This is a genomic window from Actinomadura sp. NPDC000929, from assembly GCF_040492065.1.
Taxonomy (GTDB): domain Bacteria; phylum Actinomycetota; class Actinomycetes; order Streptosporangiales; family Streptosporangiaceae; genus Spirillospora; species Spirillospora verrucosospora.
Genome location: NZ_JBEUPA010000129.1, coordinates 1 through 26,086, shown reverse-complemented (window position 1 = coordinate 26,086; position 26,086 = coordinate 1). Strand labels below are relative to the sequence as shown.

Below are 26,086 nucleotides of genomic sequence, written 5' to 3'. Positions count from 1 at the left end.
CTACGAACTTCCGTCGCGCGCCGCCGACCTCGCCGCCACGGCCCGCGACCCGGCCGCCGCGCAGGGCCGCGGCGCCAGCGCGCACGAGGTCGACGTGACCGACGAGGCGTCCGTCGCCGCGCTTCTGGGCAACGTCATCGCCGAGCACGGGCGGCTCGACGTCGTGGTGAACGCCGCGGGCGTCATGCTCCGCAAGCCCTACGACGAGACCTCGGTCGAGGAGTTCGAGCGGGTCGTGCGGGTCAACCTCACCGGCACCTGGCTGGTCGGCCGCGAGGCCGGGAAGGCGCTGACCCGGCAGGGCTCGGGCGGCCGCATCGTCAACCTCACCACCGTCTACGCCGAACGCGTCGGTCCCGTCCCCGAGTCGGCGTACTACTCGTCCAAGGCCGGCGTCGTGAACGTGACCCGGGCGCTGGCCGCCGAGCTCGGCCCGCACGGCGTCAACGTCAACTGCCTGGCGCCCGGCGTCTTCTACCCCACCCAGATGACGGCCGCGCTCGGCGCGGACCCCGACCGGCTCAGGTGGTTCGGCGAGCGCACCATGCTCGGCCGGCTCGGCGACCCGGCCACCGACTTCGCCGGCCCCCTCCTGCTGCTCGCCGGACCCGCCGCCTCGTACATGACCGGCCAGGTCGTGTACGTCGACGGCGGCTGGTCCGCCTGGTAGCCCGACCCCTCCGAGGAGACTCCGAATGACCAGCACCAAGGCCCTGCTCATGCTCGACTACCAGGTCGCGCTCTGCGAGGAGGGCCCGCACCTGCGCATGCCGCCGCTCGCCGCGCAGATCGCCGAACGCGGCGTCCTCGCGACGGCCGGGCGCGTCCTGGACGCCGCCCGCGCCGCCGGAACGCTCGTCGTCCACGTCCGGCTCGCCTTCGACCCGTCCTACCGCCTCCGCACCAACCGGCTGCCCCGCTTCGCCCCCTACGAGGAGCAGCGCGCGATGCTCGCCGACTCCCCGGAGGCGCGGATCGTCGAGGCGCTGGCGCCGGTCGCGGGGGAGCCCGTCGTCGACAAGGGCTGCGTCGACCCGTTCGTCGGGACCCCGCTGCGGGACGTCCTCGCCGCCGAGGGCGTCACCGAGGTCGTGCTCGGCGGCGTCGCGACCAACCTGGTCGTCGAGTCGGCGGCCCGGCACGCCTCCGACTCCGGCCTCCAGGTCACCGTGGTCGAGGACATGTGCGCCTCCTTCCGCCCGGACTTCCACGAGTTCTCCGTGACGAACATGCTGCCGCTGTTCGGGTCAGTGATCGGCTCCGCCGAGCTCGCCTTCTGAGAGGAACGCCGTCATGACCGAACAGACGCACCGCTACGACGTCGTGGTGGTCGGGGGCGGGGTCGCGGGCCTGTCGGCCGCCGTCTCGGCGGCCGAGAACGGCGCCCGCGTCGCGCTCCTGGAACGCTCCCCGGAGGCCGAGACCGGCGGGAACACCCGCTACACCGAGGCCTTCCTGCGCATGAAGTCGATCGACGAGGTCGCGGACGGCTTCGAGGACGCCCTCGTCGACGACTTCATGGGGCACCCCGACCCGTCCATCGTCAACGACGCGGCCCTCCCGCCGCGGCGGCAGGGCGCCCTGTACCGCGCCACCCACACCGTCGACCCGGACTACGTCGCCGCGCTGGCCGAGAACGCGCCGCCGACCCTGCGCTGGATGACCCGCCACGGCGTCCGGTTCGACTTCGTGCCGACCCCGTTCCTCACCCGGTCGACCACCCGGATGGCGCCGGTCGGCGGCGGCCTGGCCATCGTCGAGACGATGGGGGAGGCCGCGCGCGGGCTCGGCGTGGAGTTCCACTTCGCGACCACGGCCCGCCGCCTCGTCCCCTCCGGCCGCGGCGTCGGCGGCGTGGTCGCGCACACCCCGGACGGCCCCGCCGCGTTCGAGGGCGCGGTCGTCCTCGCCAGCGGCGGCTACCAGGGCAACTTCGAGCTGATGGCCCGCTACCACGGCGACCGGGCGCTGACCTGCCGGCCCGTCGCCAAGGGCGGCAACTACAACAAGGGAGAAGGCCTGGAAATGGCGCTCGCGCTCGGCGCCGCCACCGCCGGGAACTTCGCCCTGTTCCACGCCGAGCCGGTCGACCCGCGCAGCGGCGAGCCGGAGGCCGCGATCTTCTGCTTCCCCTACGGCGTCCTGATCAACAAGGAGGGGCGGCGGTTCGTCGACGAGGCCCGCGGCACCGTCGACGCCTGGTACGAGCGGACGACCCGCGCCGTCCAGGCCCAGACCGGCGGCGTCGCCTGGGTCGTCCTCGACCAGCGGGGCCTCGCGGTGCCGAACCTGATGGCGGGCGTCCGCACCGATGTCCCGCCGGTGACGGCCGACACCGTCGGTGACCTCGCGCGGCGGCTGAACCTGCCCGCCGCGGCCGTCGAGGCGACCATCGACGCCTACAACGCGGCCTGCCCTCCCTCCGACGGCTTCGACCACGCCCGGCCCGACGGCCTCGCGACGGCGGGGCTGGACGTCCCGAAGTCGAACTGGAGCCGGCCCGTCGCCGAGGGGCCGTTCGCCGCCTACCCGATCATGGCGGCGAACGTCTTCAGCTTCGGCGGCCTCAAGACCACCTCCGCCGCCGAGGTCGTCGACCGCGACGGCCGCCCCATGGACGGCCTCTACGCGGCGGGCGAGCTGACCGGGCTGTACTACTCGAACTACACCGGCTCGACGTCGGTGCTCCGCGGCGCGACGTTCGGCCGGATCGCCGGGGCGAACGCCGCCCGCGCCGCGGCGGTGGTGTGAACATGCGGATCTGGCACCAGTCCTTCACCGTCCTCGACGACGTCCCGCACTACCGCGACGCGCTGGCACGCCACCTGCGGTCGCAGGCGGCGCCCGGCACCGCGATCGACCTCCACGGCATGAGGCCCGGCACCTACCCGTCCGACTATCCCGGGACGCACATCGGCTACGCCTACCTCGCCGGCCTGCACAGGGAGCAGTTCGTGCACGCGGCGCTGCGCGCCCAGGACGAGGGTTACGACGCCTTCCTGATCGCGACCATCCCGGACACCGCGTACGAGGAGGTCCGCACGGTCGTCGACATCCCCGTGGTCGCCTTCGGTCAGACGTCGGTGCTGATGGCGGCGGCGCTCGGGGACCGCGTCGGGATCGTCAACTTCATCGCCGCCCTGGAACCGCAGCTCCGGCGCAACCTGCGCAACTACCGGCTGGACGGGCTCGTCGGCCCGATCGTGCAGGTCGAGGCGGAGTTCACCGACGTGATGGCGGCGTACGCCGACCCGGAGCCGCTGCTGGACGCGTTCGTCCGCGCCGCGCGCGAGGCGATCGAGGCCGGCGCGAACGTCATCGTCCCGGGGGAGGGGCCGCTGAACGTGTTCCTCGCCGACCAGGGCCTGTCCCGCGTGGACGAGGTCCCGGTCCTCGACTCCCTCGGCACCTGCGTCCGCGTCGCGGAGCTGCGCGCCGCGCAGTACCGCGCCACCGGACTGGCCCCGGCGCGGACCGGCTTCTACGGCGCGCGCCCGCCGCGCCCGCTGATCGACGCCGCGCGCCGCTTCTACGGCACGGACGGGACCCTCGCGTGACCTGGGACATCGAGGTGGACGTCGCCGTCGTCGGCGGCGGGGCCTGCGGCGTGATGACCGCCCTGCGCGCCGCCGGCGACCCCGGCCTCGTCGTCGCCGTCTTCGAGAGGTCCGCCCGCGAGGGGTGCAACGCCGCCATCTCGTCCGGTTCCCTCGCCGCGGGAGGCACCCGCTTCCAGGCGGCCGCGGGCATCGACGACTCGCCGCGACGGCACGCCGAGGACATCCTGCGCGCCAGCGGGGACGAGGAGTGGCGCCCGGTGGTCGAGGCCCTGTGCGCCGCCGCCCCGCGGATCGTGGAGTGGCTCGCCGACACGGGCTACCCGATCGAGATCGGCACCGACATGCCCCGCGCCGGGATGACCGCCCCGCGCCTGCACACCGACACCGGGCGCCTCGGCGGCGCCCGGCTCATGCGGCACCTGCGCGCCCTGCTCGCGGCCCGCGACAACGCCGCCTTCGTCGACGAGGCCCGCGCCGTCGACCTCGTCTCGCGGGACGGCGAGGTCACCGGCGTCGTCGTCGCCCAGAACGGCGCCCTGCAACGCGTCCGGGCCGGTGCCGTCGTCCTCGCCGCCGACGGCTTCGCGGCCGACGAGGCCCTGGTCGAGCAGCATCTGCCGCACCTCGGCACGCCCTTCTACGGAGGTGTCTCCACCTCCACCGGCGACGCCCTGCCGTGGGCCATGCGGCTGGGCGCCCGGCTGCGGAACATGGGCGCCGGCCTGCGGTCCGGGCTCGTCGTCGTCGACCACGGCACCCGCGTGTCGCCTGCCCTGCCGTTCAACGGCGCCGTCCTGGTCAACCTCGACGGCGAGCGCTTCGTCGACGAGGAGTCCAAGGGCTACTCGTCCATGGCGGGCGTCCTGCGGCGGCAGCCCGGCGAACGAGCCGCGATGATCTGGGACGCCGCCGCGATGGCCGCCACCCGCGAGTCGGAGATGATGCGCGAGTGCCTCGCCGCCGGCGCCGTCCTGGACCGTGCCACCCTCGGCGAACTCGCCGCCTCCCTGCACCTGACGACCGACCAGGCCGATCGCGCCCTGGCCCCGCTGCCCGGCCGGCGACGGCTCACCGCTCCGTACCATCTCGCCTGGGTGACCCACGGCCTGCTCGCCACCCAGGGCGGGCTGGTCATCGACCCGTCCGGGCGCGTCCTGGACGAGGCGGGCGCGCCGATCCCCGGCCTGTACGCGGGCGGCGGCACCGCCTGCGGCCTGGCGGGCCCCCACTCCGACGGCTACCTGTCCGGGAACGGGCTGCTCTCCGCCTTCGGCATGGGCTGGATCATCGGGAACCACCTCGCCGACAGGACCACACGGGCACAGGTGCAGTGAACGAGCCACCCCGGAGCGGCCAAAGACGATGCGGGGTGACCAGGAAGTGACCGGGGCGATAGCGCCCTGGGGGAGCGTGGCAGCGTCTGGATCGAACCCGAATCACGACGGAGACCATGATGCGCAGAGCCAACCGTGACCTCACCGCACGCTCCGAGCTCGTCACCAGTTCCCCCGCCCGCGGTGCAGGAAGCCGCCGGTACACCGCTCCGGCGGCCCTGGCCGGGGCCGTGCTGGTCCTGGCGGCCGTCCCGGCAGGCGCGACGACCGCCGCCGGCCCGCCCAGCCGCACACCCGCCCGCGTGACCGCCGCAACGGCTGGAGCAGCGGATCCCTGCATCAGGACGGTCCGCGTGTACCGAGACGATGAGGGCTTCTGGCACGGGGTCGGCTACAACTGCTCCCTGTACGGGGGAAATCGCTCTCTACGGTATGCCGACGGCATGAACTACAGCCAGTGCGCCTTCGTGGAAGGAAAGTCCTTCCACGACTGGATCATTCCTGACTGGGCGGCCCAAGGCCCGATCACGATGGTCTCTTACTGCGTCTAGCGTGAATTCACAGCCCAAGGGGGTTGCCTGAATCTCACCACCACAGGTCAGTACAGTCGGCAACCCCGTCACCGGGTGTTCAGTCCGAGTTGGGCCACACCAGCACCCCGGGGCCGTCCGGGGTGATGACCGGGACCCACGCCTCGTCGACCTCGCGCATCCGGCTCTCGTCCAACCTCAGGCCGTGCGGCTGCTCGGTGTTGCCGTCGCAGGCCCAGTAGCGGACGGCCTCGATGATCTCCTCCAGCCTGCCTCGCGCATCGGCTGGCCAGGCGTGGTTCCAGGTGCCGGCACCGCGGAAGTCCTTCTCGAACAGCGTGCGCAGTGCGCTCAGTCCGTCACGGCTCGCCAGCGGCACCAGGAAGCCCTCCACCTGCCCCTGCCGGTTCACGTTGCCGCCGTACTGCTGCTGGTAGACCACTCCGGTCCCGGCCTCCACCACCACGTACAGCCAGCCGCCGCCGATGGTGCCGTCAGGGTCGAGGCAGACGAAGCGCGGAGCGTCCATGGCGGCCATCTTCCGCGCCGTCGATCATGTGGTCAACGGCGTGCCGCGAGACGGCCGTCGCGTCGACCCCGCGCTGGAAGGACGAGGTCGCCCGCCCGCTGCCGCACGGCCGTTGTGGCGATTTGCTGGGAACGGTGTCGGACGACCCATTTCGGGGCGGTCCGCCGTCATAGGATCGGGGGACGGGGCGGACGGGGAGAGGGTCGTTCTTTGGGGCTGGGCGGCGTTACCGGGGATGCCGGTGACTTTCCGGTGGCATTGCGGGAGAGATTCCGGCCGATCCGGATCGAGGCGGTCGGCGCCGAGTCGGTCGTCCATCTGGCGGAGCCGCTCCACGGCGGGTGCGGGGGCGCCGACCTGGTCGTCGTCAAAGTGCACCGGGACTCCCGGCTGGAGACCGACCAGCTCGTTGTGCTGGGGCGGCTGGAGGCCACCAGGCACGTCCCCCGGATCCACGATTACGGGAATCTCGTCGTGGAGGGCGCCGAGGTCGGCTGGATGGCGCAGGAGTACTGCGCGCACGGTTCGCTGGAGGCGCTGATCGGCGACGCCCTTCCGCTCGGCGACGCGGAACTGAGGGCGATCGTCGCCGAACTCGCCGAATGCCTCAACTTCTGGCTGGGCGCGATGGGGTTGACGCACACGGACGTGAAACCGGCCAACATCCTGGTGCGGTCCCGGAATCCCTACGAACTGCTGATCGGTGACTTCGGGGGAATAGCCCGCAACGTCAGGGTCCATGGGCGGGATCCGGGCGGGCTGCTGACCACCTGGGCCTACGCCGCGCCCGAGACCGCGCGGGGCCGCCGCGGCGCTCCGGCCGCCTGGTGGGCGCTCGGGATCATCGCCTACCAGCTCCTCCTCGGGCGGACGCCCTACGAGGGGACGCCGTCCGCGCGGGTGCGGGAGCTGCTGCGCGCCGGGCGGCGGCCCGCGCTGGACGCCGTGACCGACCCGGAGTGGCGGCGGCTCATCGACGGGCTGCTCGTCGTCGACCCGGCGCGGCGCTGGACGTACGAGCACGTGGTGGCGTGGGTCGCGGACGAGCACCGGCCGCCGCGGTTCAACGGCCGCACCTACCGGGACGTCCGCGGCCTCGCCGACGACCTGGAGCGGAACTGGCGGGACGGCGCCGCCTGGCTGGCCGGCAACGGCGGGCGGCTGGCCGACTGGCTCGTCCGGCAGGGCGCCGACCCCGCCGACGTGCGGTACCTGCGCGGGCTGGGCGGCGACCGGGCACGGCGGGCGCTGATCAGGCTGACCGCGCAGGTCATCCCGGACGTGACGCCGCGCTACGAGGGCCGTCCGATCGATGCGCCGGGGCTGCTCGGACTCGCCCGGGGCGGGCCCGCCGACCGGGAGCTGCTGCGGGAGGTCGTGGACGGCGGCGTGCTGGCCGACGCGGCCCGGCACCGCTGCGGGCATCCCGGCTGCCGGGGGCGCTGCGCCGTCCTGGACCGGGTGCACGCGGACGTCCCGGAGATCGTCGCGCGGGCGGAGGGGAAGCTGAGCTGGCTGCGCGGCCGGGTGGTGCGCGGCCGTCCCGGCCGGCCGCCGGCGGAGCTGCCGTCCGAGCGGGAGTGGCCGATGCTGTGGGCGTGGGCGGCGGAGCTCACGCTGCTCGCCGACGCCGCGGAGCGGGTTCGCGCTCTCGCCGCGGCCGTGCCGCGCGAGGTCCCGTGGTGGCCGGACCGGCTGCGGCTCGCGGAGGCGGCCGACCCCGCCACCGTGGAGGGACGCGCCGACCTCGTGGTGGCGCAGCTCCTGGCGCCACACGCCTGGCGCGCCGCGAGCGGGCCCGGCCCGCACCGGCGCTGACCGCCCCCGGCGGGCGCCGGGGCGGCTCACAGGTACTGGCCTGGCTCCTCGGTGTCGATCCGGGGGACCAGCCCGGTGGCGCTGAAAAGCGACAGCAGTGGGCGTAGCACCCGGGTCGGGCGGAAGTTGCGGTGGGGGAACACGCCCTCCTCCGGGATCGGCGGCACGCCCGACGCCGACGCGAAGTGGAGCGTGGTGGGCGAGCCGGAGTGGAACGGCGCCAGCCACAGTTCGGCGCCGTGCCGGTCCAGGAACGCGTAGGCGGCCTCGTTCTCGTCCTCGACGGTGCGCAGGTCGCCGAGCACCGTCTCGTCGTCCCGCGCGAGCCAGTGCGCGACGGTGCCGTCGACTCCGGCCAGCATGTCGGACTTGGCGACGACGATGGCGCCGGGCGGCAGCAGGCCGTCGCGGGACTGCCGGGTGTGCAGGAGCTGGGTGATCGCGTGAGTGAAGCCGGGGTCGGGCACCCACGGGTTCCAGTCGTCGCCGGTGCGGAGCTGCTGGCCGTCCGCGACGTAGAGGATCGCGTCGGCGAGGCTGAGGAACGGGGTGTCCTCGTACTCGTACCGGTGGTAGTGCTCGCCGGGGACGTCGAAGAACCCGACCGCGTGGGTGCGCCCGGTGTACTCGCTGGACACGCGCAGCGCGTACACGAACTCGGCCCGCGCGGTGCGGCGGGTGGCGGGCAGGACGCGGCGCTGCTCCAGGAACGGCCGGATCCGCTCCTCGTAGAACCGCTGCCGCAGGTGCCCGTCGAGCGGCTCGATGCGCAGCTCCGGCGCGAGCATGGCCTTGCGCCGTTCGAGCTGGGCGATCATCGCGGTGAGCAGGTGGGTCTTGCCGGCCGCGCTGGCGCCGACCAGCCCGATGATGAGCGGGTCCAGGTCGCCGTAGTCGGCCGGGAGGGAGTGCGGGTCGCCGTCGCCGTGGCACTGCCGCATCGCGCCGAGCGTCCGGTGCCGCCAGCGGACCTCCGGCTCGTCCGGCGCCCGCGTCAGCACCTCCGGCCCGTCCGGGGTGTTCTTGACGAGCGGGACCTCGCCGTAGTCGGACCAGTCGATGTGGTTCAGGCAGTACGGGCAGAGCGTGCGGGCGCGCGGCTCCGGGCCGGGGTACGCGGCGGGGCCGGGCTGCCAGGGCGGGGCGATCATGTCACAACACCACCAGGAGAATTAGGACGACCAGGACGAACACCACGGGCCACACCAGCAGGGGGTGCGGTCTGCGCCTGCCGTCGTCGCCGACGCGGAACGGGAAGTCGCGGGGCAGCGAGGGGACGCCGACCTCCGGAGGCGCGCCCGGCCGTCCGGTTCCCGGTCCCGTGCCAGGTGCCCGATGGAAGGACGGCGCCGACCCGCTGGACGGGTGCGCGGGCGCGCCGTTCCTCCGCTGGCCCAGCCACTGCTTCTCCCTCCGGTAGTTCTCGATGGCGCGCGCGCCGGCGTCCGTCGCCGGGGGCGCCGGCGGAGGCGGCGGCTTCGGTTCGGCCCGCTCCGGCGGCCCGGCCTGCGCGGTGCGCCTCGTCTGCCCGGGCCGCGCGGGACGGGCGCCGGGGTGGATCTCCACGGTCCGCGTGTCGTCGTCCTCGGGGGCGTCCTGCTCGGTGGGGGAGTCGTGCCCGGCGGGCACGTCCCGCTCCGTCGTGTCGCCGGAGGGCGGCCATCCCTCCATGCGGGCCAGCACCTCCGCGGCCGTCGGGACCTCCTCGTCGAAGACGGGCCGGAGCACCATGCCGAGGTCGGGGTGGTGCCGGATCAGCCAGCGCAGCTCGCCCTCGTCGGCGGGCCCCGCGCCGTCCGGCCCGAACGACGACTCCTCGCCCGACGCGAGCCAGAACAGCAGCCCGGCAGCCGCGCGCACGTCCCGCGCCGCCCGCAGGTCGTCCGGCTGGCCGACCGCGTTGCCCAGGTCGGCGATCTGCAGCCCCCTGCCGTCCCACAGGAGCATCCCGGGGGACAGCTCGCCCAGCGCGTAGGCGTTGTCCGCGAGCACCCGGAGCGCGGTGAACAGGTCGTGGGCCGGCCGCCGCAGCCGCTCGGAGGGAAGGGGAGACGTCCCGGCGAGCGGACGGCCGCGCCGCGTCTGCACCAGCCGGGCCGGGGCGTCGGGGGAGTCGACGTCGAAGCCGAGCAGCGTCCCGAACTGGTCGGCGCGCACGTCCTCCATGCGGAGGCCGCCCCAGACGGCCACCTCGTTGCTGAGCACGCGCTTCCCCATGGCGCCGGTGGCGACCTTGTAGACGCACTCGACCTCGGCGCCGCCGGCGGGCCGGACCGTGCCGTAGTGGCTCTTGTAGCGGGCGCCGACGCGGCTCCCCTGGTCGAGGGTCAGCGCGAACTCCGCGCGCCCCCCGCCGGACGGCGTTTCGAGCAGTGCGATTTCGGTGGTCACCCCGTCACGTCCCTGTGTCGATCAGTTCTGGTAGAAGAAGACGACGAGCTGGACGGAGCCGTCGCCCTCCCCGCCCGTCCACGCGGCCCGGTAGATCGCCTCGCGGAACCGGGGGTTGCCGGACCTGACGGCCTTGGCGGCGTTCTTGCCGAGGGCGACTCCGCTGCCGGTGTCGTTCCGCGCCCCGTAGGCCAGGAAGAAGCCGACCTGGAGCTTCTGTTCGAGCTGCCGGAGGCAGGCGCGGCGGGCGTCCTCGCGCCGCATCTCGTCGCCGTACAGCCAGGACGGGTGCTCGCCGCGCAGCGCCTCGTCGACCTTCTTCAGCAGGTCGGCGCGGGCCCCGCCGGAGCCGGACAGGAGCCCTTCGGCCTGCACCGGGATCAGGAAGTCGCAGAAGTCCTGGCCGAGGACGCGCGGCCCGGACGGCCGCGGCTTCTTCTGCTCCGGCAGGCCGGTGGTGAGCTCCGCCCGGGGCTGCACCGCCATGGCGACGAGGAACAGCACGAGCATCAGGTCGGCGAACAGCCAGCCGGCGAGGTGCACCGCGCCGAACCGGGAGGTCCGCCGTCCCCGCCGGGACGCGCGCCCCCGCGCGGGCCCCGTCACCGGTGCGCACCGCCGTCGTGCCGCACGTAGGCGACGAACTCGCGGGTGTCGTCGACGAGGTACTCCAGCTGTTCGAGCGCCTTCGACAGCCGGTCGGTGCCGGCGGAGAGGCGGGCGACCGCGTCGGCGAGCACCGCGTTGCCGGCGTCCTGGTAGTGCTGCGCGGCCTCGGCGTGGTCGGTGGTGGCGAGCGTCGCCCGCTCCACCTGCGTCACCATGGCGGCCAGTTCGGCGCGCAGCTCGCGCTGCCCGGCCGCGATGTCGTCCTGCAGCTTCCGGAAGCGCTCCAGCGTCTCGGCGGGGGCCTGCATGGCCGCGATCGCCCGTTCCAGCGACTCGGCCTTGTCGATCCAGGTCTGGACGGCGTCCTCGATCCGCTTGCCCGTGCTGCCCTCCAGCGCCGCGCGGACGTCCTCGGCGGTGCCCGCGAGGCGGCCGATGAGCCCGCCCACGCTGGTCTCCATCCGCTGCACCAGGGACTGCAGGTCCCGGTAGGTGACCTGGCCGTCCCGGGAGCCGGACAGCAGGTGCGAGGCGAGCGCGACGTCCTGCGCGATCTGCACGCGCTCGGCCTCGTAGCGCGGACGGTCGAGGAGGTTCTCGCAGGTGGTCACGAGGGCGGTGAACGCGATGACGACGAGGACGGTGAGGACGACCCACCACGCGGTCTCCGACAGCGGCGCGAAGTCCTGGACGCCGCGCCGGATGTGGTCGGGGTCGAACGAGCCGGCCTGCCAGCCGAGCAGGAACGAGCCCTCGCTGTGGGCCCGCCCGTAGGCGTTCAGGGCGTCGTGCAGCTTCCACCAGGTGACGACGATCGGCGCGAAGACGAGCACGTTCTGGAAGAACCGGCCCCAGAACAGCGTGGTCTCCAGCCACCGGCGCGGCGCCGGGTCGGGCAGCAGCGCGTCCGCCGGGTAGGCGGCGACGAGGTCGACGCCGGTCGGCGGCGGCCCGCCCGCCGGGTCGAGGTCGTCGGCGAGGCGCTTCAGCAGGGCCGGGCCGCTGGCGGCCTCCCCGGGGGAGTCCCGCAGCGCCCGGTCGGCGTACCGGTGGAACCGCGCGCTGATGCCGCTCAGGATGTCGTCGGAGGTGAGGGGTTCGGTGGGGCTGATCGTCGCTCCAGGCGCCATCAGGGGGTCTTTTCTGTCGTCGGTTGCGGGGACCGGCCGTCGCCGGACGGCGTCCCGCCCTCGCCGGACGGCTTCTCGGGGCCGGTCGTCCGGGCGGCCGTCGGGGCGGCGGACGGCGCGACGGTGACGGTCACGGTCGGGGCGGCCGGCCGCGGCGGCGGGGTCTCGTCCGAGCCGCCGAACAGCAGGAGGCAGAGCAGGACGACGATCCCGAGGCCGGCCACCGCGATCGCCCACTCCTGGACGGTGCGGTCGGCTATCCAGGCGACGATCGGGTGCCGGTCGTCGTACGGCGCCTCCTGCTCCGGGCCGGACGCGAAATGGTCCGGGGGCGCGGGCGGCGGGTCGAACGAGAAGTGCTGCGGCGGGATCGGCGGCTCGGGGAGCGGGGGCGCGGTGCGGGCCGGGCCGTCCCCGACCGGCCGCGTCGGGTGCGGGTGCTGCGCGTGCCCCGCCTGCGGCCCGCCGGCGGGCGCCGGCGGGGCGGACGTCCTCCTCGCGGTCCGCGTCTCGGCGGCCCGGTGCGGCCCCCGCAGCGTGTACGCGGTGATGTCGGACGAGAGGCCGAGGTCGGCCGCCTGCCCGCGGGCCGCGTGCAGCAGGGCGGGCACGACCGCGTCCTGCGCCGCGTGGGCGACCACGGTCAGCAGGAACGGCGCCGTGCCGCCGGCCCGCACCAGCTCGTCCACCTCCGCGGGCGTGAGCCCGCCGCCCTTCGAGCGGTCACCGGCCTTGTAGACGGCCCGGAGCAGGAGGGTGTACGCCTTGAACCGCAGGTCGGGCTCGTCGGGCCACGCCTTCTCCACCAGGTCGGCGAGGAACCGCCTGGCCAGCGCCGCGTCGCAGGCCGCGCGCTTCTCGGCGGGCGTGGGGCTGCGCTTGGCCACCACCTGGCACACGGGTTCGAGGAGGCCCGGCTGCCCGGGCTGCTCGGCCAGCCCCTGGATCAGGTCGGTGCCGGACAGGACGCCCAGCATCTCCTCGAGCACCGGCGGCGGGGCCTTCCGGCGGCGTGCCTGCGCGGTCAGCTGGAAGACGTGGGCGCGGTCGCCTCCGAGCACGTCGGCGAGCGCCGCCCACGGCCGGAACTCCGTCGCCTCCGCGTCGGCGGGAAGCGCGCCGAGCACCGGGGCCAGGTCCGTGACGGGGTCGCCGTACGCCAGGTGCAGGACGGTCCGGTACAGCTCGACCTCGTCCTCCGTGCGCAGGCCGCAGCCCGAGACGATGGCGTGGATCGTCTCGTGGAACATCTCGGTCTCGCGCATCAGCGCGCGGACGTCCTCGTCGCCGCGCCGGTCGCCGCGGCTCCACTGCCGGTACGCGGCGCGCATGAAGTGCGGAGCGGCCTTGACGTGGTCGCTCGGCGCCAGCACCCTGCTCCAGTCCAGCAGGGTGACCGCCTTCATGCCGGAGAGGAGCCGCGCGAAGGTGTCGTCGGACGCGGGGTCGAGGCCCGCGCCGATCGCGAAGTACACGGCGCTGTACTGGTCCGCCGAGGTGGCCTTCGGCAGTCCGGCGTACCAGTTCGCGAGGACGCGCCTCGCCTCCGCCGCGGTGAGGCCCATCCGGCGGGCGGCCTGGAGCAGCCGTTCGGCGGTGTCGTGGTCCTCGCCGGCGTCGGCCAGGTACCGTTCGGCGGCGATCTGCCGCAGCGTCCGGGCGGCCTCGGACAGCCCGGTCGGCTTCGCCTCCGTCCAGCGCAGCAGCCGGTCGGTGAGCTGCGCCATGCCGGCGTTGCGCAGGTCGGCGCGCAGCCGCTCCTGCCCGTCCGGGCCGTTGAGGTAGCGGCGCGCGGGCTCGTCCAGCGTGCCCGCGATCGCCCGGTCGACGAGGTCGAGGACGCCGGTGGCCCGCTGGTGCTCCGCCTCCACCCAGTCCGCGAGGGCCGCGGTGGACGTCAGCGGAGCGCGCGGCCGGGTCAGCGACGTCGGCGGCAGGTCGGCGAGAAGCCCGGCCACCCGCGCGATGCCGGGGTCGGCGCGGCCCTTGGTCGTCAGCGGCGTCCGCCCGTTCCTGGCGTCCGGCAGGCCGACGGCCAGCAGCCGGGGCCGCAGCTCGGGACGGGTGACCTGGGCGCCCAGCAGCATCGTCAGCGGAGCCGTCCCGGCGATCCCGTCGAGCCGGCGCACGAGCCCGGCGACCAGGCCGACGTCGTCGGGGGAGATCTCGGCCAGGTACGAGTCGCACGGCGCGGAGAGCACCCCGGCGAGCAGGCCGGCCAGCGCGTCGCGGCGCGCCGACGGCTCGTCCAGCCCGGCCCGGGCGTGCGCCCACAGCGCGGTCGCGTCGAGCGCCTCCAGGTCCGGGGGCGTCGCGCCGAGGCGCTCCGGCGTGCTCCAGTCCGGCCAGCGGTGCAGGCCGAGCACCAGCGCCGCGTCCACCACCGACGCCGGGCCGACGAGCGCGTGCACGAGCTGGGAGGGACGGCCGTTCGGGTCGCGGGCCGGCACCAGCCGCAGCGCGGCGCCGTGCTCGCCCTGCCGTCCGACCCGCAGCGCGCCGAGCGCCGCGCACTCGGCCGCGCCGGACAGCCACTGCCCGACGGCGACGTCGCCGCCGGCCAGCCGCTCGTTCCAGACGCGCAGCCCGTCGGTGCCGAGCGACGTCGCGACCGGCCCGAGACCGCGGCCGCCGGCCAGCAGCCGGTCCGACCAGGCGAAGACGATCTGGTCGACGCGGCCTGACGGGGGAAGGGGACCGGTCGTCATGACGCCACGCCCTCCCGGTCCGCGGGCACGCCGAGCACCTCGCGCGGCAGCACGCCCTTCATCGCCAGCAGCGACAGCAGCGGCCGCAGCACCCGCTGCCGCCGGAACGACTGCTCGGGGTACTCGCCGCTCTCCATGTCGACGCCGACGCCGGTCGCCGACGCGAAGTGCAGGGTCGCGTCCTCGCACTTCTGGACCGGGACGAGCCACGACCCCGCGCCGCGCGAGCGCAGCAGCGCGTAGGCGTCCTCGGACTCCTCCTCGACCGTGCCGAGTTCGAGGTCGTCCCGGCGGTCGAGCCACCGGTCGACCTCCTTGAACGCGCGCAGCGTGTCCGACTTGGCGATCACCAGCGCGGCGGGCAGCGGCAGGAACTCCCCGCCCCGCCCGGCGCGGACGTGGTCGATGTGGCTGAGCACCGCGGTGAACCCCGGGTCGCCGGTGTGCCGTCCGTGCCGGACGTCCAGCTCCGTGCCGTCCGCCACGAAGATCAGCCCGTCCGCGATGCTCATGAACGGGGTGTCGTCGCGGGTGTGGCCCTGGCTGAAGATCTCGCCCGGCACATCGAAGATCAGCAGCGCGTACTGCCGGCCGGTGTGCCCGCTGGTGATGCGGTAGGCGCAGGTGAACTCCGGGCTCAGCGCCCGGCGGGTGACCGGCAGGGGCCTGCGGTCGCGCAGCAGGTCGAAGCGGTTCCTGGCGAACAGCTCCCGCTGCAGCCGCGGGTCGAGCGGCAGCACGTCCAGCCGGTGCGAGATCTTCAGCGCGGACTGGTCGAGCTCCTCGGTCATCGCCGCGAGCAGGTGCGACTTGCCCGACCCGGACGTGCCGACCATCCCGACGATCAGGACGGTCATGCCGCCGAGCGACGCGGGCACGAAGTGGTCCTTGCCGGTGGCCTCGCAGACCCGCCAGGCGTGCATCGTCCGGGTGCGCCAGCGGACGTCGCTCTCGCCGGACTCCCGGGTCAGCGCGATCTCCTCGCCGTCCACGGTGCGGTCGACGAGCGGCGCGCTGTTCCAGTCGAACTCGCTCAGGCAGTACGGGCACACCATGGTGCGGTCGGGGCCGTCCGGCGGGCCGGGCACCCGAGGCCGGTGCGGGGACTCCGCGCCGGTGTCCCGGCTCGTCCCCGCCTCGGGCGTGTCGTAGGGGGTGTCGTCGGCCGCGGTGCCGCCGGCCGCCGCGGCGCCGGCGGGCGCGTCGCCGGGCGCGGCGCCGCTCGGCCGGGCGTCCAGGCCCGGGGCCGTGACCGGGTCCAGGTCCAGATCCGGGTTCGCGGCGGGCAGCGGGTAGGCCGGGCCGTCGAGCTTCGGCGGAAGCTTGGGCCTGGGGGGTTCGGGGTCGCTCACGGTCACCTCACGAGCAGGACGGCAGTGACGATCAGGGCCACGGCGAGGACCCCGAGGACGAGGAGGAGCAGCAGGACGCCCGCGCCGCCGGGGGGCGTCCCGTCCGGGGCCGTCCCGGACGGCGCGACGGGGCTCGCCTGCACCCGCGCCCGCGGCGGCTCGGCCGCGGTCCGGCGGCTCCGGCGGAACTCGCGCTGCCGGCGGCGCAGCTCGCGGAACTCGGCCCGCCCGCTCTCCTCCGCGGCGTGCCGCAGGTCGCGGACGGCCGAACGCGGCCTGGTCTCGGGCAGCACCGCCTGGGGGGACGCCTGCGGAGTCGCGTGAGGGGGCGCCTGGCCAGGGGACGGGCGCCGGGGCGGAGCCGCCGGATCGCGCCGGTCCTCCGGGACGTGCCCGGGCGGCGGCGGTTTCGGGCGGCTCCGCCACAGCCGGTCCCTGATCTCGCCGGGGGAGACGGCATGGCCGCCGGTGGCGTGGAAGGCCGGTTCGAGCGCCTGCGCGAGGTCGGCGTCGACCTCGGCGAGCTCGGCGACGAGGGCCGCGGGCGTGCCGCCGCCGGGCGAGCCGATGGCGAGCCGCAGCAGCAGGTGGGCGGCGGCCTGGACGTCCGGGACGTCGCCGGTCGGCAGCCCCGTCGGCGTGCCGAGCGCGGATCCGGCGAGCGCCTCGGGCGGGCCGAGCGGTTCCACGTGCCCGAAGCCGTGCAGCTCGACGCGCCGGCCGTCCCAGAACACCGTGTCCGCCGAGACGGCCCGGTGCGCGAAGCCGAGGTCGGCGAGGAACGCGAGCGCGCCGAACAGGTCGCGCGCCGCCCGGCCGAGCTGCACGTCGTCGAGCCGGGGCGCCGGGTCGCACCGGGAGACGGGCACGCCGCGGCGGGTGACCATCAGGCACACGGGGCTCTGCGCCGCCCGGAAGCCGATCATCCGCCCGGCGGACGCCTGCCGCCCGCCGATCCGGTCGTAGACCTCGGCCTCGCGGCGCAGCAACTTCGCGCCGGTGGGCGTGAGGGCCGTCTTGAGCAGGACGTCGCGGTCGTCGGCGCGGCCGTAGCGGTGGCTGAGGAGCGCGTCCTCGTGCCGCAGCCCGCCCTGCACGAAAGTGACCATGACCCGACCGGATTGCCCGAAAGATGACTTTTGGAGGGTGAATGTCTCTTCCGCTGGCGCTCCAGCCTGTTCCGTGTAGATAGCGCCCCCTCGGGTCATATTCACGGTGTGACGAATAAGTGGTGCTAAGGATCCGCTAGGTGTGACGCACGGAGTTGGGGGAAGGTTGCCGCCTTTTTTCGGCCGAGGTCGGCAGGGGTGAGGCGGGCACGGCCCCGCCGCCACGGCGCCGCCGGGCCGTCCGGCGCTGTGCACGAGGCCGCTCGGCCTCCGCCCCCGTCCCGCCGCCCCTGACGACGCGACCGGACATGGACGGGTTTCTGGGAGTGTGCAAAACGCAATGGACAACGTGCTAAGAAAATGCCGCTCACCGGCGACTCGGTAGCCGCGCCGGCTTGACGGGGAATGTGGACTCTGGCCGGGGGGTTCTCCTAGTGATGAGCGACAGGACGGATGCGGAAGCGGCGCGGACGCGCGAGGTGCTGGAGGCCGAGCGCGAGCGCACGCTGGCCGCCGTCCGCGCGCTCGACCGCGACCGCGAGGGCATCGTGGAGTCGGCCCGGCTGTCGGCCGTGGACGACGAGCACGATCCCGAGGGCGCGACCCTCGGGTTCGAGCGAGCCCACGTGGAGGCGCTGCTCGCGGCGGCGCGGGGCCGTCTCGACGACCTCGACCGCGCTCTGGACCGGCTCGCGGCGGGAACCTACGGCGTCTGCACGTCCTGCGGCCGCCCGATCGGCGCCGGACGGCTCGCGGCCCGGCCCGCCGCGGCACTGTGCATCTCCTGCGCCTGAACGTCCTGCGCGTCTCCTCCTCCGTCGACTGGCCCGGCGGCTACGCAGCACTGACCTTCCGGCACAGCAGGTTTGGTCACGCTCCGTATTGAAGTGAGCACCGTGCGGGAAGGAGAGAGGCGACCGCGACGTCCCAGGAAACACTCGGGAACAGGAAAAGCTCATGCGCCTCTCCACCATGGCCCTCGCCGGCACGACCGCCGCCCTCAGCCTCGCCTTCACCATCGCCCCAGCCATGGCCGGGACGGTGACCAAGCTCGCCGCCGAACCCGTCCAGCTCACTTCCCAGGGTTACGGTGCTCTGGTGATCGGCAGTTCCGAGCGGGCCGCGATTCGCACCGGGATGCTGGTCCGCAAGTCCACCGGACGGTGGTGCGACGGCTTCGACCTGAAGGGCCACCCCACAGGCCGCGACGACCTGTCGGTCTACGTCTCCAAGAAGTACGGGGTCGCGATGATCCAGCCGCCCCGCGGCGCCCGCACTCCGCGCGGCGTCCACGTCGGCTCCACGCTCCCCGAGCTCAGGCGCGCCTATCCGGGCGTCCGTCGCGACGTCCACGGCTTCTGGGACGTCACCGCGCCCCGCAACCACCGGGCGCTGTACCAGTTCGAGGCGGAGCGCGGGCACGTCACCATGATGGCGTTGAGCCTGAAGAACCAGGACTGCTTCAACTGATCGGCCCCGGGGCGCGCACCGTTCCGCCGACCTCCGAGTGAACGCGTCTGAGACGGCAATACCGGAGGACACGTCCCCCCGGAGGTGCGCATGGTCTGGCTCGGGCTTCTTCTCGTCGTCGCGGGCGCCGTCCCGGCTCTCACCGCGGACGGTGAGCTCGGCGGTGTCGACCTCACCGTGGCGGGGGCCGCCGTCATGGCCGTCGGCGCGGTCCTGCTGGTCGCGGGCATCCTGCGGCTGCGCGTCCGGCGCCGTGTCGGGTCGCCCGGCGCGGCCGCGCAGGCCTACTACCGGACCTCGACCGGCAAGATCGTCGCGATGGTGATCGCGGTGGTCTACATCGTCTCGCCGGTCGACCTGATCCCGGACGTCTTCCTGCCGTTCGGAATCGTCGACGACGCCACCGCCCTCACCTGGCTGCTCTTCGCCCTCGGCCAGGAGTACACGCGACGATCCCGCACGCGCCGCCGCGTCCCCTGACGCGGCGCGGGCCGGCGGTGCCGTCCGGAGTCTCGGCTGGGACTCTTCGGGCACCGCCGGCCCGCGCCGCCGGGTGTGGGGGGACGCCGGTTATCGCTGGACGACCCCCAGCTCGGGTTCGATGGTGACCGAGTCGAGGTTGACGTTGCCGTTGTCGTTCGGTCCGTAGACGAAGGTCAGCGGCGCGGACGGGGCGAGGTGGAGGCCGGCCCGGTGCTCCGACCACGCGTCCCAGGACCCCAGGTCGGGGAGCTGGAGCTGGACGGACCGCGTCCCGCCGGCGAGCGTCATGGTCCGCGTCGAGCCCATGCCGTTGGCGTAGCGGAGGCGGACCGTGTAGAGGCCCTCGGCGGTGACCGGGGCGTGGAACCGCACGCCGCTGTCCTTGGTCTTCAGGCAGGCCACGAAGCCGGTGCCGGTGTAGCCGGTGTGGTCGGTGCGCCGGCACGCGCCGCTCACGAGCTGCGCGGACTCCGCCTCGATCGTGCGCGGTTCGGCGGCGAGCGCCCGGCTCGTGGCGAGCAGGCCGGCCGCGACGTCCGGAGTGATCTGCGCGGCCTCCACCAGGGCGTCGAACCGGTCGAGGGCCTCCTTCATCCCCGCCGTGTCGCGTGCGGCCACGGCGTTCACCGCGGTCCTGACCTCGGCGGCGAGCCTGCCGGACAGGGCCGGGTCGACGGCCCCCTCGTCGGTCGCCACCCGCACCTTGCGCGCGAGGAAGAGGAGCCCCTCCGGTGCGCCGAGCCGGGCCGTGAGGCGGCCGTCGATCGCGGTGCGGGCCTCCGCGCTCACGTCGTCGAGGGAGAACCCGTAGAGGGCGAGCCGCACGCCCTGCAGCGCCAGGAGACGGCCGGTCGCGTCGCCGCGGCGGAGCAGGGCCTCACCCTTGACGATCGCGGGCTGGAGGTCGGCCGCCGCCGACGGCGTCATCTTGCCGGACCGCCGCAGGTCCTGGACGAGTCCGAGCAGCGAGCCCGGCTGCTCCACGCGGACCGGCCTGCCGGAATCGGGGCCGGACGTTCCCACCGCGACCCCGAAGTCCCCGTCGGGCACCTCGGAGGCGGGCAGCGTCCACTCGACGGTCCGGGTTCCGCCGCCCGCCACCCGGACGCGCTGGGCCTCGCCGGCGGCGCGGCCGTCGAGGAAGACCCGGGCCTGGAACTCGGCCACGGTGCTGCCCTCGTTGGTGAGCGGGGCCTTCACGGTGAGCCGCTGAGTGCCCTGGTCCAGGGAGGCTTCCACGGAGCCGTAGTCCGCGCGGGGCGCGGCGTACGGGGAGAGGTCGCGGAGGTCGCCGGCGGTGGCGGGCCTGAGCCTGACCGCCTGGCCGCCGCCGCCGACGAGCGACATCGACAGCCGGGTGGAGGACCTGACCAGCGTCCTGCGGATCTCGACGGGCAGCGGGTCGCCCTTCCAGGTGGTCTCCTGCGCGTCGGCGTACGTCTCCGCGACGAACGTGCCGGCCGGCAGGAACGACAGCGGCACCTGGAGGGTCCGGTCGTTCTCGTCGGTGATCGCTCCGAGATACCAGGTCCGGCCGCTCCGCCGGGCCGTCGTGGTGTAGTCCCCGATCGCGCTGTCCAGGACGCGGGTCTCGTCCCACGTGGCCGGCATGTCCTTCAGGAAGGCGAACCCGGGGTGGGCGGCGTAGTTCTCCGGGGTGTCCGCGAGCATCTGCATTGGGCTGAAGAACGTCGGATACAGGGCGAGCTGCGCGGCCGAGGTGGTCTGGACGCGGGTCCCGAGGCGGGCCGGGTCCCAGGTGACGTTGAGGACGCCGGGCGTGTAGTCGGCGGGCCCTCCCATGAAGCGGGTGAACGGCAGGATCGTGGCCTGGGCGGGCGGGTTGCCGGCCGCGCCCATGTAATTGTGCTGCTCCATGCCCGCGACGCCCTCGCCCGTCATCATGTTCGGGTAGGTGCGCGCGAGGCCGGTGGGCTTGATCGCCTCGTGGGCGTCGACGGTGATGCGGTGCCGGGCCGCCGCGTCCACCACCCGCTGGTAGTGCCGGACGGCCTCCTGGTCGTAGTGGCTGCGGTTGACGCCGCCGAGCAGGTACTTCGTGGCGTAGCCGGTCTTGATCGAGTGGATGCCGAGGGCCTCGTACCTGGAGAAGATCTTCTCCAGGTTCCGGTCGTAGTAGTCGACGTCGCCCCGGGTCTCGTTGTGCGCGATGAACCCGACGCCGTTGGCCTTGGCGTACCGCAGCACCTCGGGGAGGTCGAGGTCGGGCTGCGGGGTCAGGAAGTCCTGGCCCGACCACGAGCCGCCGGAGCCGGTGTTCCAGCCCTCGGCCAGCACGAACCCGGCGCCCGCCTGCTTGGCCAGGTCGATGTACTGCTTGACCCGCGCGGTGGTCGCGCCGTGGTTCGGCCCGGCGTTCCAGGTGGTGGCCCGCCGCTGCAGCTCCCACCAGACGCCGACGTACGTCGCGGGCTTGATCCAGGACGTGTCGCCGCAGACCGCGCAGGGGTCGTTGAGGTTCTCGATCAGGTGGGACTCGCCGAGGTCGCCGGGCCGCTCGCCCACGGTCAGGGTGCGCCAGGGCGTGGAGAACTCGCCGTTCAGCCTGGCCTTCGTGCCGTCGGGGAGGCTGATCAGGTCGCTGGAGAACGCGCCGGGCCGTCCCGGCACCGCCTTCAGGGTCATGCTGGGGTAGTCGGTCAGGTCGGCCTCGTGCACCACCACGTAGGAGTCGGCGGCGGGCGAGGCGGTGATGGGCGTCTGCGCGGTGGGGACGATGGACAGGGGCAGGTCGCGGTAGTGCTTCTCGTCGGCGGTCCAGTTGGTGCCCGCGGCGATCGACCAGCTCCTCGCGCCGGGCTCGAAGGCGAACTCCGTCCGCTCCGCGGTGACGGTGTAGGCGTCGAGGCCGGGCTGTCCCGGGAAGTGGTAGCGGAATCCGACCCCGTCGTCGAAGACCCGGAACACCAGGTCGAGCTCGAAGCCGGTCCCGGCCTGCACCGCGTGGACGGTCAGCTCGTTCGCGTGGTTCCTGACCTTGCTGGACGTCCCCCAGACGGGCTTCCACGTCTCGTCGATCGTGCGCCGTTCGACCGACCGGATGGACATGTCCCGCGTGAGGCTGGGCCGTCCCGCGAGATCCATGCCGAGCCCGGACGCGCCGACCAGGACCTTGCCGCGCTCCTTCACGCTGTAGGTGAGCCGCCCGTCGTCGGCGGCGATCGCCACCCGCAGATCCCCGTCGGGGGACCGGACGACCTGGGCGTCCTCCCCGGCGGCCTCGGCGAGTCCGCCCGAGGGGGAGGGCTCGCCGGCCCGGGCCGGGGCCACCGCGATCCCTCCGGGGAGGAGGAGGGCCGCCATGACGAGCGACACCCCCCGTCTTCTTCGCCTCTTCGCGCCTGCACGGTCCATTTGCGTCTCCCTGGGGGGTGGTGGAGGCGATGGGAACGCTCCACAAACGGTCCGGTGATCGTAAGTTGGGCGAAACTCTATGGTCAACACTCTTAATGCGCGTTAATTAGAATATTCAGCGCTCTAATTCGCTATCCTCGTCCGGTGCCCAACCCACCGAACCCGAGGATCGAGCGCAGCAGGCGCGCGATCCTCGACGCGCTGAACGAGTCCTTCCCCGCGACCCGCCAGGAGCTGAGCCGCCGCACCGGGCTCGCGCCGAGCACCGTCGCCGGGATCGTCCGGGGGCTGCTGGCCGAGGGGCTGGTGGAGGAGCATCCGGCAGCCGAGCGCATGGGGCGCGGCAGGCCGTCCTCCCCGCTGTCGCCGCATCGCCCTCCGGGCCATCTCGTCGGCATCGACTTCGGGCACACCCACGTCTCCGCGGCCCTCGCCTCCACGTCGCAGGAAATCGTCGCCGAGGACCGGGCGCCCGTCGACGTGGACGGTTCGGCGGGCAACGCGCTCGACCGGGCGGGGGCCCTGGTCGCCGGCCTGCTCGACCGGTCGGGGGTCGCGGCCGGGTCGGTGCTGCGGACGGTGGCGGGGATCCCGGGGCCGATCAACCAGGCGACCGGCCGGATCCAGTCGGCCACGATCCTCGCGGGCTGGGCCGGCGTCCGGCCTCGGGAGGAGCTCACCGCCCGGCTCGGCGGCGAGGTGCTGATCGCGAACGACGCGGAGCTGGCCGCGCTGGCCGAGCACACGCACGGGGCCGCGCGGAACGTGTCCGACCTGATCTACGTCAAGGCGTCCCACGGCATCGGGGCCGGGCTGATCCTCGCGGGCCGCCGGTACACCGGGGCGTACGGGGCGTCCGGGGAGATCGGGCACACGCTGATCCAGGAGGGCGGGGCGCAGTGCCGGTGCGGGCAGCGCGGCTGCCTGGAGTCGGTGGTGTCGATCGGCGAGGTGTGGCGGCAGCTCATCGCGGCGGGTCTCCCGCTGCCCGAACGGCCCGACGACCTCTCCCTGGACGCCCTGGTCGGCAACCCGGTGGTGGCCCGGATCGTCGCCGACGCGGGGCGCCGGCTCGGGCGCGTCCTGTCCGACCTGTGCAACGCCCTGGACCCCGCGATGCTCGTCATCGGCGGGGAGCTCGCCACGGGAGGCGACGCCCTCCTGGAGGGGATCCGCGAGTCCCTGCGCCGCTTCGCCCAGCCCGCGATCAGCGACCGGGTCCAGGTCCGGTCCTCATCCCTCGGCGCCCGCGCGGCCCTGGTCGGCGCCCTGACCCTCGCCGCCGCGGAGTCCGTCCCCTGACGGCAGGAGACGCCCCGCGGCAATCGCCGCGGCGATCGCCGCCGCGGCGGTGGCCCAGCCGAGCGGATCGAGGGGGACGCAGCCGAAGAAGGTGCTGACACCGGGCGTCTGGACGATGACGGCCAGGAGGGCCGCCGAACCGAGCGTGCTGAGCAGGACGGCGCGGTCGTCGTGGCCCGCCTTGAGCGTCTGGGCGAGCTGGGTGCCGATGAGCGCGACCAGGCCGATGGTGCGAGCGCGGACGGCCGGGCCGGTGAGGCGCCCGGCCACCCAGGCGGCCAGGGCGCCGAGCGTGGTCACCACCGCGCGGTGGGCGATGTCGCGGGTCAGGGCGGAGCCGAGCGAGGTCTCCGGGCCCTCCGCCAGCAGGGCCGTGGTGGCGTCCCGGGTGGGGACGCGGACGGCGATGGCCAGGGCGGGGGCCAGGTCGGTGAGCATGTTCATCAGCAGCATCTGGCGGGCCGACAGCGGAGCGCGGCCGGTCGTCAGCGAGCCGAGCAGGGTGAAGGCGATCTCGCCGAGGTTGCCGCCGACCAGGATGGCGAGGGCCTCGCGGACCGACGCCCACATGGCGCGCCCCTCCACGAGCGCGGAGACGATCGTCTCCAGCCGGTCGTCGGCGACGATCATGTCCGCCGACGCCTGCGCCGCGGCCGTGCCGCGCTGACCGAGCGCGATGCCCACGTCGGCGAGGCGGATGCCGGCGGCGTCGTTGGCGCCGTCGCCCGTCATGGCGACGATGCGGCCGCGTCCGCGCAGGGCGCGCACGACGCGGACCTTGTGGACGGGGGTGCACCGGGCCACGACGTCCACGCCGACCAGGGCCTCCGACAGGGCGTGGTCGTCGAGCCGGTCGATCTCGTCCGCGGTGATGACGCGGTGCTCGACGCCCCCGCCGGCGACCTGGTCGGCGATCGCCGCGGCGGTCGCCGGATGGTCGCCGGTGAGCATGATGATCTGGACGCCGGCGGCGCGGAGGTCGGCGACCGCGGGCGCGGCGGTGGCGCGGACCGTGTCGGCGAGCCCGAGCAGCCCGAGGAAGGTCATGCCGGCCAGCTCGCTCTCGCCGACCGTCTCGCCGTCGTCCGGCATGCGGCGCTCGGCGACGGCGAGGACGCGGTGGCCGCCGGACGCGAGCCGCTCGACGTGCTTGCGCAGGCGCCGCCGGGTGCGGCGGTCCAGTTCGCCGTCCGGGGTGCGGGCGCAGAGCGGGAGCACGACCTCCGGGGCTCCCTTGACGAACACGGTGCGCTCGCCGCCGGAGGTTCCGAGAGTCGCGTGGAAGGCACGCGACGGCTCGAACGGCAGGCTGTGGATGTGCTTCCACGGACCGCCGAAGTCGCGGTCCACGCCCGCCCGCGCGGCTCCCTCGTCCACGGCGGCGTCGGTGACGTGGCTGTGCCGTCCGTTGCCGGGGACGGGTGTGGCGCGCAGGGCGGCGGCCAGGACGCCGCGGAGAGAGTCGTCCGGCTGGGCGGCCTCCCCGTCGTGGCGGTGGTCGGCGATGCGGGCGAGCGTGATTCGGCCTTCGGTCAGGGTGCCGGTCTTGTCGAAGCACAGCACGTCGACCCGTCCGAGCGTCTCGATGGTCCGCGGGTCGCGGACGAAGATCCCCCGTTCGGCGAGCCGCCGGATCGCGGCCACCTGGGCGGCGCTGACCAGCAGCGGAAGCCCTTCCGGGACGGACGCGACGGCCAGGTTGACGCCTTCGGACAGCGCGCGGCGCAGCGGGCCGCCGCGCAGCAGGCCCGAGGTGACGACGCCGACGGCCGCTCCGACTGCCATCGGCGTCGTGGCCTCGGTGATCTGCTTGAGGCGGGCCTCCACGCCGCTGGACGGGGGGCCCGCGGCCAGCGCGGCGGCCATGGCCCGCCCGCTCTCGGTGGCGTCGCCGAGCGCGACCACCACGGCGGTGCAGTCTCCTGCGGCGATCGTGGTGCCCTCGTAGAGCATGCAGCCGCGCTCGGCGACGTGCCGGGCCAGAGTCGGCGCCGTGTCCTTGGCCACCGGAAGGGACTCGCCGGTGAGCGAGGACTCGTCGGCCTCCAGCCCGTTCGCGGTGACGATCCGGCAGTCGGCCGGGACCGCGTCCCCGGCGGCGAGCACCAGGACGTCGCCGCGGACGAGCCGCTTCGCCGGCACCCGCGTCTCCTCGCCGTCCCGCAGGACGCCGACCGGCTCGCCGGACCTGGCCGAGATCCTCGCGATGATCTCGTCCGCGGAGACCCGCTTCCGGCCGCCGACCAGGCCCGACAGGCCGATCGTCGCGGCGACGAGTGCGGCGTCGACCGGCGAGCCGACCGCCGCCGCGCCGGCCGCGCCCGCGGCCAGCACCGCCGTCAGCGGGTTGGCCAGCTCCTGGACGACGGCCCGCGGCAGCGCCCGG

Annotated in this window: 21 protein-coding genes; 11 read left to right on the top strand and 10 right to left on the bottom strand. The window is 74.5% G+C overall.

Features of this window, described 5'->3' with window-relative positions:
* From ABWI04_RS32640 to ABWI04_RS32615, 6 genes are all read left to right on the top strand, one after another.
* A partial coding sequence (locus ABWI04_RS32640; RefSeq protein ID WP_353834832.1) for an SDR family NAD(P)-dependent oxidoreductase occupies positions 1 to 670 on the top strand: 670 nt, incomplete at its 5' end.
* Between the two features lie 25 nt (positions 671 to 695).
* Complete coding sequence (locus ABWI04_RS32635) at positions 696 to 1,280, top strand: cysteine hydrolase family protein (RefSeq protein ID WP_345173726.1); 585 nt, start codon at positions 696 to 698, stop codon at positions 1,278 to 1,280.
* 13 nt (positions 1,281 to 1,293) lie between these two features.
* On the top strand, positions 1,294 to 2,751 hold the full coding sequence (locus ABWI04_RS32630) for an FAD-dependent oxidoreductase (RefSeq protein ID WP_345173724.1): 1,458 nt from the start codon (positions 1,294 to 1,296) through the stop codon (positions 2,749 to 2,751).
* Positions 2,752 to 2,753: 2 nt separating this feature from the next.
* Positions 2,754 to 3,557 carry an aspartate/glutamate racemase family protein gene (locus ABWI04_RS32625; protein WP_353834831.1) on the top strand — a complete coding sequence of 268 codons (804 nt, stop codon included), beginning with the start codon at positions 2,754 to 2,756 and terminating at the stop codon, positions 3,555 to 3,557.
* Entirely contained in the window at positions 3,554 to 4,894 is a 1,341-nt protein-coding gene (locus tag ABWI04_RS32620; protein WP_353834830.1) for an FAD-dependent oxidoreductase, read from the top strand. Before ABWI04_RS32625 ends, ABWI04_RS32620 begins: the two co-directional genes overlap by 4 nt.
* A gap of 116 nt (positions 4,895 to 5,010) precedes the next feature.
* Positions 5,011 to 5,445: a hypothetical protein gene (locus tag ABWI04_RS32615; RefSeq protein ID WP_345173717.1), complete on the top strand. Its 435-nt coding sequence runs from the start codon at positions 5,011 to 5,013 to the stop codon at positions 5,443 to 5,445.
* A gap of 79 nt (positions 5,446 to 5,524) precedes the next feature.
* Here the strand turns inward: ABWI04_RS32615 and ABWI04_RS32610 are convergent, their stop codons facing one another.
* Complete coding sequence (locus tag ABWI04_RS32610) at positions 5,525 to 5,953, bottom strand: DUF6210 family protein (protein ID WP_353834829.1); 429 nt, start codon at positions 5,951 to 5,953, stop codon at positions 5,525 to 5,527.
* A gap of 252 nt (positions 5,954 to 6,205) precedes the next feature.
* Between ABWI04_RS32610 and ABWI04_RS32605 the strand changes: the two genes are divergently transcribed.
* Positions 6,206 to 7,771 (top strand): serine/threonine-protein kinase, encoded by a 1,566-nt coding sequence (locus ABWI04_RS32605; protein WP_345173713.1) that lies wholly within the window; start codon positions 6,206 to 6,208, stop codon positions 7,769 to 7,771.
* Between the two features lie 26 nt (positions 7,772 to 7,797).
* On the opposite strand, the gene ABWI04_RS32600 is transcribed toward ABWI04_RS32605, so the two are convergent.
* From ABWI04_RS32600 to ABWI04_RS32570, 7 genes are read right to left on the bottom strand one after another with little or no spacing between them, the layout of a single operon-like run.
* Positions 7,798 to 8,922 carry a TRAFAC clade GTPase domain-containing protein gene (locus tag ABWI04_RS32600; protein ID WP_345173712.1) on the bottom strand — a complete coding sequence of 375 codons (1,125 nt, stop codon included), beginning with the start codon at positions 8,920 to 8,922 and terminating at the stop codon, positions 7,798 to 7,800.
* A gap of 1 nt (position 8,923) precedes the next feature.
* Positions 8,924 to 10,162 carry a hypothetical protein gene (locus ABWI04_RS32595; protein ID WP_353834828.1) on the bottom strand — a complete coding sequence of 413 codons (1,239 nt, stop codon included), beginning with the start codon at positions 10,160 to 10,162 and terminating at the stop codon, positions 8,924 to 8,926.
* Positions 10,163 to 10,183: 21 nt separating this feature from the next.
* A complete protein-coding gene (locus tag ABWI04_RS32590) occupies positions 10,184 to 10,768 on the bottom strand; it encodes a hypothetical protein (RefSeq protein ID WP_353834827.1) in 585 nt (194 codons plus the stop codon).
* Positions 10,765 to 11,901 (bottom strand): hypothetical protein, encoded by a 1,137-nt coding sequence (locus tag ABWI04_RS32585; protein ID WP_345173707.1) that lies wholly within the window; start codon positions 11,899 to 11,901, stop codon positions 10,765 to 10,767. Before ABWI04_RS32585 ends, ABWI04_RS32590 begins: the two co-directional genes overlap by 4 nt.
* Entirely contained in the window at positions 11,901 to 14,609 is a 2,709-nt protein-coding gene (locus tag ABWI04_RS32580; RefSeq protein WP_353834826.1) for a hypothetical protein, read from the bottom strand. The genes ABWI04_RS32585 and ABWI04_RS32580 overlap by 1 nt, the downstream gene beginning before the upstream one ends.
* Positions 14,606 to 15,961 carry a hypothetical protein gene (locus tag ABWI04_RS32575; protein WP_353834825.1) on the bottom strand — a complete coding sequence of 452 codons (1,356 nt, stop codon included), beginning with the start codon at positions 15,959 to 15,961 and terminating at the stop codon, positions 14,606 to 14,608. The genes ABWI04_RS32580 and ABWI04_RS32575 overlap by 4 nt, the downstream gene beginning before the upstream one ends.
* A 2-nt stretch (positions 15,962 to 15,963) precedes the next feature.
* On the bottom strand, positions 15,964 to 17,070 hold the full coding sequence (locus ABWI04_RS32570) for a hypothetical protein (protein WP_353834824.1): 1,107 nt from the start codon (positions 17,068 to 17,070) through the stop codon (positions 15,964 to 15,966).
* Between the two features lie 437 nt (positions 17,071 to 17,507).
* Between ABWI04_RS32570 and ABWI04_RS32565 the strand changes: the two genes are divergently transcribed.
* The 3 genes from ABWI04_RS32565 (at position 17,508) to ABWI04_RS32555 (ending at position 19,020) form a co-directional block, all read left to right on the top strand.
* The gene (locus ABWI04_RS32565) at positions 17,508 to 17,864 is read left to right on the top strand and encodes a TraR/DksA family transcriptional regulator (protein WP_345173699.1); all 357 of its coding nucleotides are present in this window, start codon (positions 17,508 to 17,510) and stop codon (positions 17,862 to 17,864) included.
* A gap of 163 nt (positions 17,865 to 18,027) precedes the next feature.
* On the top strand, positions 18,028 to 18,540 hold the full coding sequence (locus ABWI04_RS32560; RefSeq protein ID WP_353834823.1) for a hypothetical protein: 513 nt from the start codon (positions 18,028 to 18,030) through the stop codon (positions 18,538 to 18,540).
* A 90-nt stretch (positions 18,541 to 18,630) separates the two neighbouring features.
* Entirely contained in the window at positions 18,631 to 19,020 is a 390-nt protein-coding gene (locus tag ABWI04_RS32555) for a YkvA family protein (RefSeq protein ID WP_353834822.1), read from the top strand.
* Positions 19,021 to 19,110: 90 nt separating this feature from the next.
* Here the strand turns inward: ABWI04_RS32555 and ABWI04_RS32550 are convergent, their stop codons facing one another.
* Positions 19,111 to 22,359: a glycoside hydrolase family 97 N-terminal domain-containing protein gene (locus ABWI04_RS32550; protein ID WP_353834821.1), complete on the bottom strand. Its 3,249-nt coding sequence runs from the start codon at positions 22,357 to 22,359 to the stop codon at positions 19,111 to 19,113.
* Between the two features lie 183 nt (positions 22,360 to 22,542).
* Between ABWI04_RS32550 and ABWI04_RS32545 the strand changes: the two genes are divergently transcribed.
* The gene (locus ABWI04_RS32545; RefSeq protein WP_345173691.1) at positions 22,543 to 23,700 is read left to right on the top strand and encodes an ROK family transcriptional regulator; all 1,158 of its coding nucleotides are present in this window, start codon (positions 22,543 to 22,545) and stop codon (positions 23,698 to 23,700) included.
* Here the strand turns inward: ABWI04_RS32545 and ABWI04_RS32540 are convergent.
* The coding region (locus ABWI04_RS32540; protein WP_353834820.1) for a cation-translocating P-type ATPase at positions 23,632 to 26,086 on the bottom strand (2,455 nt) is incomplete at its 5' end. The genes ABWI04_RS32545 and ABWI04_RS32540 overlap by 69 nt on opposite strands.